This is a genomic window from Salsuginibacillus kocurii DSM 18087, from assembly GCF_000377705.1.
In the GTDB taxonomy this organism is placed as follows: Bacteria; Bacillota; Bacilli; order Bacillales; family Marinococcaceae; genus Salsuginibacillus; species Salsuginibacillus kocurii.
In genome coordinates, this window is record NZ_KB898624.1 from 423,055 (window position 1) to 438,184 (window position 15,130).

A 15,130-nucleotide genomic window follows, 5' to 3' on the forward strand; every position below is an offset into this window, starting at 1 on the left:
ACCTAATTTCAGCGCATTGCGTAGAGCTGAGTTGCAATTTCATCCATCTGCTGTTCTTCATGCTTTTTTATTGTTTCTTCGTATTGTTGCCGTTTCATCGCTTTCATTCGTTCATATTTTTTCACTTCAACAGCAGCTTTCTGCACTTGTTCTTCCTGTTGATACATCAGATCACGCGCTTCGTTTGTCTTCGATTGTGCCTGCAAAATACGCGTTTTCATTGTCATTAATGCTGATTCTGCTTGTTGAAGCTCTAGTATGGCGACCCCGTTCTTTAATTTTTCGTTATAATCAGCTTCCATTTCTTCTTTTGCTTTCAATAATTCATAGAGCTGGGTTCCCATTTCTTCAAAGGTTGACCGTGAAGATTGGTAGTTTTCTTCGGCTTCTTTTTTCTCACGCTCTTTTAATTCCAAGAGCTTTTGCAATGAGAACTGAAACGACATAAATTACGACTCTCCTCTGCCAAATAATTCGACTAGTAATTCTATCGTCTCTTCAAACGAATAATTATCAGTTGTTCCTTGCTGTAAAAATTCTTCAATTTTTGGATACATCTTAACCGCCCGGTCAACTTTTTTCGAAGAGCCTCGCTTGTAGGCCCCAATTTGAATCAAATCTTCGGACTCTGTATAGGTAGAAAGCAGCTGCCTCACATTTTCTGCTGCTGCTTTATGATCGGGGGATGCTATATCACCCATGATCCGGCTTACGCTTTTAAGCACATTAATTGCAGGATAGTGACCTTTATTGGCCAATTCACGGTCTAGTACAAAATGGCCATCCAAAATGCCTCGCACCGCATCCGCCACCGGTTCATTAAGATCATCACCGTCCACAAGCACCGTATAGAAAGCGGTAATGCTCCCATGTTCACTGGTTCCTGAGCGCTCAAGAAGTTTAGGGAGTAAGGCAAATACAGAAGGGGTATACCCTTTTGTAGTAGGGGGCTCTCCTATTGCCAGTCCAATTTCACGCTGAGCCATTGCAAATCGTGTGACAGAGTCCATCAATAAGTTGACAGTTTTGCCCTGGTCCCGAAAATACTCTGCTATAGCTGTGGCTGTCTGCGCTCCTTTAATTCGCATTAATGCAGGCTGATCTGAAGTAGCGACAACGATTACTGTATTTTTTAACCCTTCCTTGCCCAAGTCCCGCTCAATAAATTCTTTAACCTCCCGGCCTCGTTCGCCGACTAGTGCAATCACATTTATATCGGCTGCGGAATTTTTAGTGAACATAGCAAGAAGTGTGCTTTTCCCTACACCGCTACCCGCAAAAATGCCAACCCGCTGGCCTTTCCCAACTGTAAGCAATCCATCTACCGCTTTCACCCCTAACGTTAACGGTTCTTCAATTCGGGGCCGCTCCAGCGGATTAGGTGGTACGTTGTTGATAGGGTAAGGGGAAAGACCTATGGGTGGAGCACTACCATCAAGCGGTTCTCCAAGCCCGTCAACAACCTTGCCTATAAGGCCAGTTCCTACTTTTACTTGCAAAGGTTTTCTGCTTGCTTCTACTAAACTTCCCGGACTGATGTCTCCCGTAGATGTTAAAGGCATAAGCAGTACATGTTCTTCTCTAAAACCGACCACTTCTGCTTTAACGGGTGGATGCAGTTTATTAGTGTAGATAAAACACAACTCACCAACCGCCGCTTGTGGACCTTTAGCTTCAATCGTAAGCCCAACGACCTGGGTCACGCGGCCGTACATTTTATAAGGGTTAATGGCAGGAACTTCGTGCACAAGGTCAGCGGCTCTCATGAGAATTCTCCTTCAAGCTGGTATGGAGCTGCGCTTTAATTTCTTCTAATTGGCTGTCGACTGACGCTTCAATACGCCCATAGCTTGTCTCTACCACGCAACCATCTGCCTCTAGTTGAGCGTCGGGATAAATAAGTAAATCCTGACTATAACTTAATAAAGCTTTTAATTCTTCTTTCTGTTTTAACGTCGTTTCATAGTGAGCTGGCGCGACAAATAGTTTCACTTCTTCATGTTCACGCACTTCTTGAATGGCTTCTTTCACAATATTCTTCCAAATGCCCTCATCTTGTTCTAATGCTTCACCTAAAACCCTTTTAGCTACGGCATGAGCTAAATCAATAATGACAGGTTCCGCCTCGTGTAAATGAGTCTGATAATCTTCCCGGGCGGAAGCAATGATTTTTTGTGCTTCCTTAATCTTTTTTTTATAAGACTTTTCTCCAGCTGTTTCACCTTTATTGAACCCTTCTTCATAACCTTCCTGTTTAGCAGTAGCAAACGCCTCTTCAATTCGTTGTTTGGAATCTGCTTCTTCAAAAGCTATCTGTTGACGGGCATTCTCTAGTTCCTCTTCAGCTTGCTGCCTTATTTGTTCGGCTTCTTCTTGTGCTTGTTGAAGACGCTCGCTTCTTTCTATTTCAATCTGTTTACTTGCCTCAGCAAGGCTGGGGGCAACGGTTTCACTATGTTGCCTTTCCTGCGCTGAATCTTCTAGCTCTTCTGGCTGGGAGTGTATTTGCTGAACAGAAATTGTTACTTTTTCACGTTCTAAACGATTGGCCCGAGAGGCCTTGATCAATTTAGACAATTACATCATCCCCTCCACCGCGGGCAATCACAATTTCTCCAGACTCTTCCAACTTGCGGATCACAGCAACAATGCGTGTTTGAGCTTCCTCAACGTCTTTCAGACGCACAGGGCCCATAAACTCCATTTCTTCTTTGAAGGTGTCTGCCATCCGCTGGGACATATTATTAAAGACGATCTCTTTCACTTCTTCACTTGCTACTTTCAGTGAGAGCTGCAAGTCTTCGTTTTCCACGTCGCGAATAACACGCTGAATGGACCGGTTGTCAAGAGTGACAATATCTTCAAATACAAACATACGTTTTTTGATCTCTTCAGCAAGTTCTGGGTCTTGAACTTCAAGTGAATCCAAAATGGTCCTTTCTGTACTGCGGTCAACGCTGTTAAGCACTTCCACTACCGCTTCGACCCCGCCTGCTTCCGTATAATCTTGGGTAGCTGTGGCAGATAACTTTTGTTCAAGCATGGTCTCAACTTCATTTATAATTTCAGGAGAGGTACTATCCATTGTTGCAATACGTTTGGCAACATCTGCCTGAACTTCTTGTGGAAGCTCGGAAAGAATCTGGCCTGACTGCGCTGAATCCAAGTATGAAAGAATCAAAGCAATCGTTTGCGGATGCTCATTCTGTATAAAGTTCAATATTTGCGTGGGATCTGCTTTCCGAGCAAAATCAAATGGCCTCACCTGCAAGGTGGAGGTGAGACGGTTGATAATATCCATTGCCTCATTTTCTCCCAACGCTTTTTCGAGCACACTTTTGGCGTAACCGATGCCACCCTGAGCAATATAATCTTGAGCCACTGCAATTTGATGGAATTCTTGAAGTACTTCTTCTTTCGTATCACTATCTACTTTGCGGACGTTGGCAATTTCAAGCGTCAACTTCTCAATTTCCTCTTCCGACAAATACTTATAAACTTGAGCTGATACATCTGGTCCAAGGGAAATGAGGAGCATTGCTGCTTTTTGTTTGCCGGTTAATTCTTCTTTGTTGCTTCTAGCCAACTACCTCTCCCCCTTTAATCATCAGATAACCACGAACGTAATAGTTTGGAAAATTCATCAGGACGTTCTTTAGCTAAGCGCTCTAACTGCTGCCGTGTCATTGACCCTTCCGAATCATCCGGTAAGTCAGGTACTTCTTCGACTGTTTCGATTTCTTCCATTTCTTCGCTTGTTTCGCCTCGTCTTCTAAGCGCCATTATGAGTAATAGAATAACAGCTGCAATTAAAATAACCCCTACGACATATACCCAGAGCGGGATTTGCGGCCCTGGCTCTTCAAAATCAGTCGCTCCCATAAACTCCTGCGATGAAACAAAGATATTTTCTTCAATATCGTCATCGTCAAGTTCTGCTAAGTATTCTTGGTCAATACTTGTGCGAGCAATTGTACTTAATATCTCTTCAATATCGTCTAAGGTCTCCGGCGGCAGAGAATCGGGATCTTCAGGATCAGGAGGCTCTACCATAACCTGTAACCCTAAATCCCTTAAAGCATAGGGACTTTCTTGAATCTCGCTATAAATTCGATTCACTTCATTGTTTACGCGCTCTTCTGTTCTTTCATAATCAGAGTCGCCAGCCCCGGCTCCGGCTGGGAAGTTCGGAATATCGTCTTCCCCTGCGCCAGGGATCCCGCCTTCATCTAATCCTTCTGTTTCGTATGTCTCTTCGATGTTTTCTACACTTATGGCAATGCCTTCCATGTTTTCTTCATCAACTGGTTCAACAAGTTGTTCTTCCCGATTTTCACGCGTAAAGTCCATATCAGTGCTTACGGACACTAGCACTTTTTCTTGCCCCATCATTGTTCCTAACATTTGCTGCACCTGACGCTGAATATCCTGCTCAATATCTTGTTGAATAGCTCGCTGCTGTTCATATATATCCCCAGTGGAATCGACACTTCCACCATCTGCATAATCAAAATGATTAAACATATGGTCCATGATGACGATATTATGAACAGGAAGGTCAGGAACACTGCGTGAAATCAAATGATAAAGCGCCTGAACCTGATCATCTTCCGGGTTGTAGTTCCCACTTGTCTCCAAAACGACAGAAGCCGATGCTTCTTCTGAATCTTCACCAACCCACATCGTCTCATCAGGCAGAGTAATCATTACATCAGCATTTGTGATCCCATCAATGCTTAGCAAAAGGTTGGAAAGTTCAGTTTGCATCGCCGCACGTTCCATGACAGAAAATTCATTATCTGTCATTCCAAAGCCCATTTGGTCCTCAAAAACACTATAATCAATGGTGCCGCTTTGTGGAATCCCTTCAGCTGCCAATTCCACTTTTAGTGTATCGACATGCTGTTCGGGCACTCTTACTGTTGTACCATCATCTGTCACTTCTGAAGAAACCCCTTGGCCGTCTAATGTTTCAACAATTTGTCCTGCCTCTTCCGGAGAAAGGTTTGAGTAAAGTGGAACATAGTGAGACCTGGTACTCAGAAGGATCGTCAGAACGATGAGAAGAAGAACTAGCAAAGTCCCTCCAATTAGGAGCCCTTTTTGCCACTTTGTGCGCTCCCGCCAATATGCAACTATTCGATCTCTGGCTTGTATAACTTTTTCGTTCATGGCCCCTCCTGCTTACCTTCCCTAATGATTAAATTTGCATCTGCATAACTTCTTGATACGCTTCAATTACACGGTTTCGTACTTCAGCGGTTGTTTGGAACGTTATATCTGCTTTTTGAGCTGCAATTGTTACATCATGAATATTATCTACATCTCCTGCAGCCAAGCGTTTAGTCATATCTTCTGAATGCAGTTGGGAGTCATTCACACCCTCCAGCGCTTCTTGAAAAGCCTGTTTAAATGACTCCTGAGCTTCATGAGCTGTCGCCGCTCCTTCCTGGCTGGCATTAACTTCCCTCTGTGGAGCTATCGCATTTGTTCCCGGCTGTTGCAACTGTCCAATTTCCATCACTTAATCACTCCTTATGTACCCAGATTATTGCCCCTGGCCAATTTCAAGACCTTTCAACATCATATTTTTATTGGCGTCCATTACCGTGACATTCGCTTCATAGGATCTGGTGGCACTCATCATATCGACCATTTCTTTTAAAGGGTCAACATTAGGTAATTCTAAATACCCATCTTCATTTGCGTCGGGGTGTTCAGGCCGGTATTCCGTTCGAAACGGAGCTTCGTCCTCCACAATCCGGGAAACCCTGACCCCTTCGCCCCCCTCTTCAGAAGCAGCCATCGCCCGACCCAATTGCGAACGAAACCCTTCACCATTCGGCATGAATTCCGTCATTTTACGGCGATACGGTTCCCATTCGCCATCTTCATTAAGCTGTGCTCTGGTAGTATCTGCGTTTGCCATATTTGAAGAAACGACATCCATACGCAAGCGTTGACTCGTTAGCGCAGAGGCGGTTGTATCCATACCTTGAAACACTGACATTACAATTAACCTCCCTGCACCGCGGTTTGAAGCTTATTAAATGAACTGTTCAAACGATCGGTCATCGCATTATAATAAATTTGGTTCTTAGCCATTTCAGCCATTTCTTTATCAATGTCAACGTTATTGCCGTTATGGTTATACATCGTACCTTCCTCCGTTGTGGTAAAAGGTTCATTCTGAGAAGTGCCAAACTGCATGTGCCTTTCATCCGTTTGATACGAATGCAATTTTTCGTTTTCAACTGCTTCACCAAGGGTATGTTGGAAATGAGTTCTTTTAGCACTGTAGTTTGGTGTATCGACATTGGCAATGTTATTTGAAATGGTTTGTTGTTTTAAAGCCGAACCTTGCATACCGGCTTCAGCCGCCTGAAGGGCACTACTCGAAAATAAGCTCACAGCCATACCTCCTTTTTTCTACAAACATTTCACACATAATGTTGTTCCTTTCCACCTATACCGTTATGCTACATAAAAAATAAAAATTCTCCTAGGAATAACTGATTAAATTGTATAAAAAGGTGTAATTAATGTCTAACTTTCATGGAAAATTGTCGAATTTAAAGAACAAAGACCTAACACTTTTATAGAGAAATAGAGCCACCCTAGGAACTAAGGTTTATTTCCCTCATTATTAAATACTTCTCGAATCTTATCGGATCTTGGCAAATATGTCTAGTCTATTCCAAGTTTATTATAAAAAATCACATCGATTGTCCCCTTCAATCAGTTTCCTGGTCTCAGAGAAATAACAAAAAATCCCTTTCCTTCAAGCAATTGAAGGAAAGGGATTTTTATTTCTGTATTACTCGTCTTTTAATTTTTCCAGTTCAAATAAAAATTTATCATTTAATACTTTAATGTACGTCCCTTTCATTCCAAGTGAACGGGATTCGATGACGCCTGCACTTTCAAGTTTTCTTAAGGCATTTACAATAACAGAGCGGGTAATCCCGACACGGTCTGCGATTTTACTAGCAACTAACAGCCCTTCATTACCTTCTAACTCTTCAAAAATATGCTCAACTGCTTCAAGTTCACTATAGGAAAGAGAACTGATTGCCATTTGAACAACAGCTTTACTTCTCGCTTCTTCTTCAATTTCCTGGGTTTTTTCGTGAAGGATCTCCATTCCAACCACAGTAGCTCCATATTCAGCTAAAATCAAATCATCATTATCAAATGAATCATTCAATCTGCCTAATATAAGGGTTCCAATACGTTGACCACCGCCATTAATAGGGACAATCGTAGTTAGGCTAGATTTAAACAATTCACTATTTTCCACTGGAAATGCTGTGAATTCACTGTCTATCCCTAAGTTTGAAGATGTTTCTTCAATCTTAAAGAGACCTGTGGTGTATTCTTGCGGAAACTGACGCTCTTCTAGCATCTGTTTCATCCGCTCATTTTCAATTTCTTGTTTGATTGCGTATCCTAATAACTTACCACGCCGGCTTACGACAAACACATTAGCAGCGATCACATCTCGCAACGTTTCTGCCATATCTTTAAAATCTACGTGCTGACCTGCTGATTTTTGTAACATGTCATTAATTCTTCTTGTTCTTGATAATAAATCCATTTTTCGTTCCTCCAGTCAAGCATTTATAAAATATAGTGACTTAAATCTTTGTCTGTAGCTATGGATGCTAGTTTCTCTTCAACATAGGCTGGTGTGATGACGATATGAGCAAGATTGATATCAGGAGCTTCAAATGATAATTCTTCTAGAAGCCTTTCCAATAAGGTATGCAGTCTTCTGGCCCCAATATTGTCTGTGTTATGGTTCACTTCCGCTGCCATAGCTGCCAGTTTATCTAGAGCATCGTCAGAAAATTCAACCTCTATACCTTCTGTTTTTAATAAAGCCTGATATTGTTTCATAAGTGCATTGTCCGGTTCTTTTAGTATACGGACAAACTCCTCTTTTTCCAGACTTTCAAGTTCAACACGCACAGGGAAGCGCCCTTGCAGCTCTGGAATTAAATCAGAAGGCTTAGCTGTATGAAAAGCACCGGCAGCCACAAATAGGATGTGGTCGGTTTTGACTGTCCCATGTTTTGTCTGGACGGCCGCACCTTCAACTATTGGTAAAATATCACGTTGCACGCCTTCTCTGGACACTTCACCGCTGTGCTGATTTTTTCCGGTCACTTTATCAATTTCATCTATAAAAATAATACCCAGCTCTTCGGTTCGCGAAACAGCTTCCTGTCCTATTTCGTCAGAATCGATCAGTTTCTGCGCTTCATCCTCCGTTAAAATCTCACGGGCATCCCGTACAGCCATGCGACGCTTTTTCTTTTTTTTGGGAAGCATATTCCCCAGCATATCCTGCATATTCATACCCATTTGTTCCATACCTGAACCTTGAAACATATCCGAAAATCCGGCAGATTGTTCGTCTACTTCTACTGTCACAAGATGATCTTCAAGCTCCCCTAGTGCAAGCTGGTGCGCAATTTGACGCCTTTTTTGGGCAATTGTATCATCTGTTGTCCCTTTGTCATCATCTTCACCTTCATCTTGCTGCTGAAAGATCATTTCAAATGGATTTTTGTAGGTAGATTGTTTTTTCGCTTCAGGAACGAGCAGCTTCACGATGCGTTCATCCGCCTGTTTTCTAGCTTCTGTCTGCACTGCTTGCATCCGTTCTTCTTTTATCATTCGGTATGATGTATCCACGAGGTCTCGAACCATAGATTCGACATCGCGCCCTACGTAACCAACTTCAGTAAATTTTGTTGCTTCCACTTTTGCAAAAGGAGCACCGACTAACTTGGCAAGACGCCTGGCAATTTCTGTTTTCCCAACCCCAGTCGGCCCAATCATTAAAATGTTTTTGGGGGTAACTTCATCTTTGAGATCTTCCCCCAGCATCGTACGGCGATAGCGATTCCGGAGGGCAACTGCTACAGAACGTTTCGCATCATTCTGGCCAACAATAAATTGATCGAGCTTCTCAACGATTTGTCTTGGCGTTAATTCGTCTTTCATCTATCAATCACCTTTCTTCATCAAGATGAACTTTTACTTAGTTTAACGTTTTTACGGTGCGCTCATGATTCGTGTAAACACAAAGGTCGGCAGCTGTTTTCATGGCTTCAGTAGCAATTTCTTCAGCCCCAAGGTGAGAGGCATGCTGAACAAGTGCACGCCCAGCAGCTAATGCGTAATTCCCTCCTGAGCCGATCGCTACTACTCCGTCATCTGGTTCAATTACTTCTCCTGTACCGGAGACAACTAAAAGATGGTCCTTGTTCATTACAATTAACATCGCTTCTAAACGACGCAACATTTTATCACCGCGCCATTCTTTAGCCAATTCAACTGCAGAGCGTTTTAAATCTCCATTAAATTCTTGGAGTTTGGCTTCAAATTTTTCAAATAGTGTAAACGCGTCAGCTACAGAGCCAGCAAACCCGGTCAATACACTATCATGATAAATTTTACGGACTTTTTGAGCTTTATGTTTCATTACTACAGCTTGCCCAAACGTCACCTGGCCATCTCCTGCCATCGCACATTTCCCATTATGATGACAGGCAAAAATCGTGGTGGCATGTAATTGCTGGTCCATGAATACCCTCCGTTTCAATTAAGCTCTAGGATGGCTTTGATTGTACACAGCCTTTAATCTTTCTTTTGTTACATGAGTATAAAGCTGGGTTGAAGATAAGTGTTCATGTCCTAAAAGTTCTTGAACAGCCCGTAAGTCAGCACCTTGGTCCAATAAATGGGTCGCAAATGTATGTCTGAGCATATGAGGGCTGACATGCAGCGTGTGCGAAGCTTCTTTAACTCGCTTAGATAACATATGCCTGATCCCTCGGTCTGTAATGGGGTCCCCCCTGTAATTTAAAAAAAGAGTTTTATCTCTTTTTTGTCTCAGCAATTTTTCACGTCCGTCATTTAAGTAACTCTCAAGAGCGTTCAAAGCAAACGCCCCTACAGGAACGTAACGGTCCTTTTTCCCTTTACCTTGCACAAATACTGTGCCTAATATGGAATCGATATCTCCGGTTTGTAAACTGCAGCATTCACTTACGCGAAGTCCCGAGGCATATAAAAGCTCAATAATGGCCAAATCTCTTTGATCTAGAGGCTTCGACCCAGCCACCGTTTCTAACAGCATCTCTATTTCCTCTCCATACAAAAACCGAGGTAAACGCACAGCTTTTGAACGTCCACTCACAAAAGAGAACGGGTTGACTGTTACCACTTCTTCCCGTTCTAAGAAATTATATAATGACCTTAGCCCTGACAATCGCCGGGCCACCGTCACCCGTGATAAACCTTGGTTATGCCAGGCGGTTATGAGTTTTCGGACATGATCATACGTCGTATAACGAAAGTCTTCAATCTCTTCGTCTCTCATAAACTCCTGCCACATCTTGGCGTCTTTTTGATACCCCTTAATGGTCAACGGCGATGCATTTTTTTCCATTTGAAGTGTTCGCAAAAAGTGTTGGAGCCACTCGTTAAACAAAGGTTCATTCATCCTTAGCACCCCACAAAAGCTATTTGATTTTATCATACTTTTCTGAGAGCGGCAACGGAGTTTACACTTTTTTCATAAAATTCTGAATGGTGTCTAATGCCCGTTCAGCTAATCGACCATAGCGTTCTTGCTTCTTTTTCACCTTTTCATCGAGTGATGGAAGCAGGCCGAAGTTAGCATTTATAGGCTGAAAGTTATCTGGATTAGCAGTCGTAATATAATTAGCCATACCGCCAAGCACCGTTTCCTTAGGGAATATAATCATATCTTTATTCTGAACGAGTCTTGCCGCATTTAAACCAGCAATTAATCCAGCGGCTGCTGATTCCACATATCCTTCAACACCTGTGATTTGCCCGGCAAAAAATAGATCCTCCCGCTTCTTTGATTGATACGTAGGTTCGAGCAGATTTGGAGAATTTACGAATGTATTTCGATGCATAACCCCAAAGCGCACAATTTCCGCATTTTCTAAGCCTGGAATCATGCGGACAATTTCTTTTTGCGGCCCCCACTTCATGTGCGTTTGAAAACCAACTATATTATAAAGGGTTCCTTCTTGGTTATCTTGGCGTAATTGAATGACAGCATACGGACGTTCTCCTGTTTCAGGATGTTCCAGACCAACTGGCTTCATCGGACCGAATAAAAGCGTTTTCTCGCCTCGTTCTGCCATGACTTCTACCGGCATACAGCCTTCAAAGTAGATTTCTTTTTCAAACTCTTTAAGTGGGACTCGCTCTGCTTCAACTAAAGCCTTTTGAAACGTTTCAAATTCTTCCTTTGTCATCGGGCAATTAATGTAAGCTGCTTCTCCTTTGTCATACCTTGATTTTAAATACGCTTTATTCATATCAATGCTATCTGTCTCAATGATGGGCGCAGCTGCGTCATAAAAGTAAAGGTACTCTTCCCCGGTAAAGTCCAGAATCGCTTCAGAAAGGCTTTCAGTAGTTAGTGGTCCTGTAGCGACAATAGTAGGCCCAGCAGGCAACTCAGTAATCTCTTCATTTTTCACTGTAACATTCGGATGTTCTTTCACCTTCTCTGTGACGCGGGCAGCGAACTCGTGCCGGTCTACAGCCAATGCTCCACCAGCTGGAACGCTGGAAGAATCCGCTGCCTCTACAATCACTGAATCAAGGTGCCTCATTTCTTCTTTCAGCACACCTACCGCATTCGTCAATGCATTTCCCCGCAATGAATTACTACAAACTAATTCCGCAAATTTATCCGTGTGGTGAGCTGGTGTCTGTTTGGCAGGCCTCATTTCATAGAGGGTAACGGTTATCCCGCGCTTAGCTAATTGCCACGTGGCTTCACTACCCGCCAAGCCCGCTCCGATCACGTTTACGTGTTGTGAATTCATTCTAAACACCTCTTCTTGCTTTCTAACTAGTTGTCCAGACATGAGAAAACCCCCTTTTTAAAAAGGGGAAGTCTCAAGGTAAATCCAAAGACTGCATATTCACAAGTCATACAGCATTAATTTGGATCTTCTTTATAATCACACTCCGTACACTGAACATGAATTCCTTTTTTCGTTTTCTTTTCGACCAGTAGGTTTTCACACTTAGGACACGGTCTGGAAATTGGTTTATCCCAGGAAATAAAGTCGCAGTCCGGGTACCGGTCACATCCGAAAAAGGTTCGGTTTTTCTTGCTCTTTCGTTCAACGACGTTACCTTCTGTACATTTCGGGCACTTCACTCCGATTTCTTTTAAAATCGGCTTCGTGTTACGGCAATCAGGGAAGTTAGAGCAAGCCATAAACTTGCCGTATCTTCCCATTTTATAAACCATTGGATGACCGCATTCTTCACAGTCTTCACCGGCCGGTTCATCCTTAATTTCTACTTCTTTCATTTCTTCTTCAGCAACTTTTAACCGTTTGTCAAAGCCTTGGTAAAAGTCATCAATAATGTGAACCCAGTTTGCTTTGCCTTCTTCAATGTGGTCAAGGTCACTTTCCATTTGGGCAGTGAACTCCACATTTAATATTTCCGGGAAGAACTCGACGATTAAGTCGAGTACAATTTCACCAAGCTCTGTCGGCACAAAGCGGCGGTCCTGCAAAGCCACATAATTTCTACGCTGAATCGTATCTAACGTTGGCGCGTATGTGGACGGACGCCCGATCCCCAGTTCTTCCATAGTCCGAACGAGACGGGCCTCTGTATAACGCGGCGGAGGCTGAGTGAAGTGCTGGTTCGGTTCAAGCTCTTCTTTTTTGGCTGTCTCGCCTTCTTTTAAGTCAGGCAACAATTTATTTTCTTCTTTCTTTTGATCGTCGCTGCCTTCTACGTAGACTTTCATGAAACCTTGGAACTTCACTTTAGAACCAGTTGCACGAAACATCACGCCGTTATTCGATAAATCGACTGTCATCGTATCCATTACGGCCGGCGCCATTTCACTTGCGACCATTCGTTCCCAGATCAATTTATATAAGCGGTATTGATCCCGACTCAAATAAGGCTTCATATTCTTCGGGTCTTTAAAAATAGCAGTTGGGCGGATGGCTTCGTGGGCGTCCTGCGCATTATTATCTTGCTTTTGCTTGCGCTCGTTTTTGCGCGTATAGTCTGCCCCATAATTTGCTTCTACGTATTCTTTCGCTTCTTGTTTCGCCGTATCAGAAATCCGGGTCGAGTCTGTACGCATATATGTGATCAGACCCACTGTTCCTTCTTTACCGACATCTACCCCTTCGTAAAGCTGTTGAGCTACCATCATCGTTTTCTTTGCGCGGAAGTTTAATTTTCGAGCTGCTTCTTGCTGCAAGGATGATGTTGTAAAAGGCAATACTGGGTTTCGCTTACGTTCACGTTTTTTAACGGTGTCGACCTGAAAGTCTTCACCTTGAATCGCATTTAGAACTTGGTTAACTTCTTCTTCAGTTCCTAAATCCTTTTTCTGACCATCCTGACCATAAAACTTGGCTTCAAAGCTTTCTTTTCCGTACGTAAAGCTGCCTTTAATGCTCCAGTATTCTTCCGGCTGAAAGTTTTGAATCTCTTGTTCACGGTCTATAATCATTTTAACAGCAATCGACTGAACACGCCCAGCACTTAAGCCTTTTTTGACTTTTTTCCATAATAATGGACTGATGTTGTACCCAACCAAACGGTCTAAAATTCGTCTCGCCTGTTGGGCATCAACTAGATCATAATTAATTTTTCGAGGGTTTTTAAATGAATCTTTAATAGCTGGTTTTGTAATCTCATTAAATACTACCCGGCATTCACTATCTAAATCCACGCCTAAGCTATAGGCGAGGTGCCAAGCAATTGCCTCACCTTCACGATCTGGGTCGGCAGCTAAATAGACTTTTTTAGCCTTTTTGGCCGCAGTTTTTAACTCTTTTAATACAGGACCTTTACCACGGATCGTAATATACCGCGGTTCGTATTCATTTTCAACGTCAACACCCATCTGACTTTTTGGCAAGTCTCTTACGTGTCCCATTGAAGCTTTCACCGTATATTTTTTCCCCAGATATTTACTGATTGTTTTTGCTTTGGCGGGAGATTCAACTATTACTAAATAATCTGCCATCTCGGATGTTTCCTCCCCCTTTGGGAATTTTAAAATCTTCCCTATTATTAAACATGGGTTTTAGGTTTGTCAAATATAAGAAACGCTCCAACCCGCTTGATTCAGCCCTTTCAGGAGTGGTTAAACCGTGTTTATATCAGCCTTACAGCTTTATTTATTTCCTTGTACATTTTTTATTTACCTACCCTTTTGGGAAGCTACCTTCAAGTCCTCAACTTGTAAAATTGGATACGCTCCGTCTTGAATAAGCCGGTTCGTTCCCATAGAAACTGGTTCATGAATAGGACCAGGAAGAGCAAGTACATCTTTTCCTTGTTCCAACGCCATTTCTGCTGTAATTAAAGAGCCTGACTTCAATCCTGCTTCAACAACAAATAAGCGGTCAGACAATGCACTGATAAGTCGGTTACGCATGGGAAAGTGCCATTTTTGGGGAGGGGTGTGGGGAGGGAATTCACTGATGAGCAAATGATCTCTTGCAATAAGTCGGGCTAAGGCAAGATTGGACTTGGGGTACAGATAATTAAAACCACTGCCAAGAACTGCAATCGTTTGTTCCTTCGAAGCTACTGCAAGCCGGTGCGCTATGGTATCAATACCGACAGCCAGGCCACTTACAATGACTGTTCCTTCTTGAACTAACGGCGGAAGTATTTCATGGAGCATTGCTTCTCCGTACGGAGTTGCTTGCCGGGTGCCAACTACTCCAAGTAGATCAAAGTGGTTCCATGTCTTTTTTTGGCCTTTTAGATAAAGGACATAAGGAGGGTCATGCATTCTTCTAAGACGTGTTGGGTAATCTTGGTCAAAGATAGTAACCGTTTGGATGTTCATCTTCGCAAGCATTTGTTTAAACTCACGAAATGTCGGTGCATCAGCCAGCGCTTTGAGCTGCTGTGAGCGCACGCCAGCATAAGAGGCAAGCTCTTGGACGGAGAAGTTGGCAGCGTCTTTCGTAAACAAATTTGCGCGTTCCATGTTCGTAAAGAGCCGATTATTGGGTCCAAGATACCAATGATAATACGAAAGAGCGAGGGCAGATTCGTCCATATTCAA

Annotated in this window: 15 protein-coding genes; all 15 read right to left on the reverse strand. The window is 42.9% G+C overall.

Features of this window, described 5'->3' with window-relative positions; translation table 11 throughout:
• Positions 1-8: 8 nt before the first annotated feature.
• Entirely contained in the window at positions 9-446 is a 438-nt protein-coding gene (gene fliJ, locus D469_RS0106395; RefSeq protein ID WP_018922553.1) for a flagellar export protein FliJ, read from the reverse strand.
• A 3-nt stretch (positions 447-449) separates the two neighbouring features.
• A complete protein-coding gene (gene fliI / locus D469_RS0106400) occupies positions 450-1,766 on the reverse strand; it encodes a flagellar protein export ATPase FliI (RefSeq protein WP_018922554.1) in 1,317 nt (438 codons plus the stop codon).
• On the reverse strand, positions 1,753-2,577 hold the full coding sequence (gene fliH / locus D469_RS19790; protein ID WP_018922555.1) for a flagellar assembly protein FliH: 825 nt from the start codon (positions 2,575-2,577) through the stop codon (positions 1,753-1,755). The genes fliI and fliH overlap by 14 nt, the downstream gene beginning before the upstream one ends.
• Positions 2,570-3,586, reverse strand: coding sequence for a flagellar motor switch protein FliG (gene fliG, locus D469_RS0106410; RefSeq protein ID WP_018922556.1), 1,017 nt, complete (start codon positions 3,584-3,586; stop codon positions 2,570-2,572). The genes fliH and fliG overlap by 8 nt, the downstream gene beginning before the upstream one ends.
• Positions 3,587-3,600: 14 nt before the next feature.
• Entirely contained in the window at positions 3,601-5,172 is a 1,572-nt protein-coding gene (gene fliF / locus D469_RS0106415) for a flagellar basal-body MS-ring/collar protein FliF (RefSeq protein WP_018922557.1), read from the reverse strand.
• Between the two features lie 28 nt (positions 5,173-5,200).
• Positions 5,201-5,521 (reverse strand): flagellar hook-basal body complex protein FliE, encoded by a 321-nt coding sequence (gene fliE / locus D469_RS0106420; RefSeq protein WP_018922558.1) that lies wholly within the window; start codon positions 5,519-5,521, stop codon positions 5,201-5,203.
• Positions 5,522-5,548: 27 nt separating this feature from the next.
• Positions 5,549-6,010 carry a flagellar basal body rod protein FlgC gene (gene flgC, locus D469_RS0106425; protein ID WP_018922559.1) on the reverse strand — a complete coding sequence of 154 codons (462 nt, stop codon included), beginning with the start codon at positions 6,008-6,010 and terminating at the stop codon, positions 5,549-5,551.
• A gap of 5 nt (positions 6,011-6,015) precedes the next feature.
• Positions 6,016-6,417: a flagellar basal body rod protein FlgB gene (gene flgB / locus D469_RS0106430; RefSeq protein ID WP_338053731.1), complete on the reverse strand. Its 402-nt coding sequence runs from the start codon at positions 6,415-6,417 to the stop codon at positions 6,016-6,018.
• A gap of 400 nt (positions 6,418-6,817) precedes the next feature.
• The gene (gene codY, locus D469_RS0106435; RefSeq protein WP_018922561.1) at positions 6,818-7,597 is read right to left on the reverse strand and encodes a GTP-sensing pleiotropic transcriptional regulator CodY; all 780 of its coding nucleotides are present in this window, start codon (positions 7,595-7,597) and stop codon (positions 6,818-6,820) included.
• A 23-nt stretch (positions 7,598-7,620) separates the two neighbouring features.
• The gene (hslU, locus tag D469_RS0106440) at positions 7,621-9,012 is read right to left on the reverse strand and encodes an ATP-dependent protease ATPase subunit HslU (protein ID WP_018922562.1); all 1,392 of its coding nucleotides are present in this window, start codon (positions 9,010-9,012) and stop codon (positions 7,621-7,623) included.
• Between the two features lie 37 nt (positions 9,013-9,049).
• Positions 9,050-9,595, reverse strand: coding sequence for an ATP-dependent protease subunit HslV (hslV, locus tag D469_RS0106445; protein WP_018922563.1), 546 nt, complete (start codon positions 9,593-9,595; stop codon positions 9,050-9,052).
• Positions 9,596-9,613: 18 nt separating this feature from the next.
• Positions 9,614-10,516 (reverse strand): tyrosine recombinase XerC, encoded by a 903-nt coding sequence (locus D469_RS0106450; RefSeq protein WP_018922564.1) that lies wholly within the window; start codon positions 10,514-10,516, stop codon positions 9,614-9,616.
• Between the two features lie 61 nt (positions 10,517-10,577).
• A complete protein-coding gene (trmFO, locus tag D469_RS0106455) occupies positions 10,578-11,885 on the reverse strand; it encodes an FADH(2)-oxidizing methylenetetrahydrofolate--tRNA-(uracil(54)-C(5))-methyltransferase TrmFO (RefSeq protein WP_026286130.1) in 1,308 nt (435 codons plus the stop codon).
• A gap of 116 nt (positions 11,886-12,001) precedes the next feature.
• A complete protein-coding gene (gene topA, locus D469_RS0106460) occupies positions 12,002-14,074 on the reverse strand; it encodes a type I DNA topoisomerase (protein ID WP_018922566.1) in 2,073 nt (690 codons plus the stop codon).
• Between the two features lie 177 nt (positions 14,075-14,251).
• Positions 14,252-15,124: a DNA-processing protein DprA gene (gene dprA / locus D469_RS0106465; RefSeq protein ID WP_018922567.1), complete on the reverse strand. Its 873-nt coding sequence runs from the start codon at positions 15,122-15,124 to the stop codon at positions 14,252-14,254.
• Positions 15,125-15,130 lie beyond the last annotated feature (6 nt).

Excerpts from the sequence above, each read along its gene's own strand:
- topA (WP_018922566.1), bottom strand. The coding sequence starts at position 14,074 with ATGGCAGATTATTTAGTAATAGTTGAATCTCCCGCCAAAGCAAAAACA.
- flgB (WP_338053731.1), bottom strand. The coding sequence starts at position 6,417 with ATGGCTGTGAGCTTATTTTCGAGTAGTGCCCTTCAGGCGGCTGAAGCC.
- flgC (WP_018922559.1), bottom strand. The coding sequence starts at position 6,010 with ATGTCAGTGTTTCAAGGTATGGATACAACCGCCTCTGCGCTAACGAGT.
- codY (WP_018922561.1), bottom strand. The coding sequence starts at position 7,597 with ATGGATTTATTATCAAGAACAAGAAGAATTAATGACATGTTACAAAAA.
- D469_RS0106450 (WP_018922564.1), bottom strand. The coding sequence starts at position 10,516 with ATGAATGAACCTTTGTTTAACGAGTGGCTCCAACACTTTTTGCGAACA.
- fliE (WP_018922558.1), bottom strand. The coding sequence starts at position 5,521 with ATGGAAATTGGACAGTTGCAACAGCCGGGAACAAATGCGATAGCTCCA.
- hslU (WP_018922562.1), bottom strand. The coding sequence starts at position 9,012 with ATGAAAGACGAATTAACGCCAAGACAAATCGTTGAGAAGCTCGATCAA.
- dprA (WP_018922567.1), bottom strand. The coding sequence starts at position 15,124 with ATGGACGAATCTGCCCTCGCTCTTTCGTATTATCATTGGTATCTTGGA.
- fliF (WP_018922557.1), bottom strand. The coding sequence starts at position 5,172 with ATGAACGAAAAAGTTATACAAGCCAGAGATCGAATAGTTGCATATTGG.
- trmFO (WP_026286130.1), bottom strand. The coding sequence starts at position 11,885 with ATGAATTCACAACACGTAAACGTGATCGGAGCGGGCTTGGCGGGTAGT.
- hslV (WP_018922563.1), bottom strand. The coding sequence starts at position 9,595 with ATGGACCAGCAATTACATGCCACCACGATTTTTGCCTGTCATCATAAT.
- fliJ (WP_018922553.1), bottom strand. The coding sequence starts at position 446 with ATGTCGTTTCAGTTCTCATTGCAAAAGCTCTTGGAATTAAAAGAGCGT.
- fliI (WP_018922554.1), bottom strand. The coding sequence starts at position 1,766 with ATGAGAGCCGCTGACCTTGTGCACGAAGTTCCTGCCATTAACCCTTAT.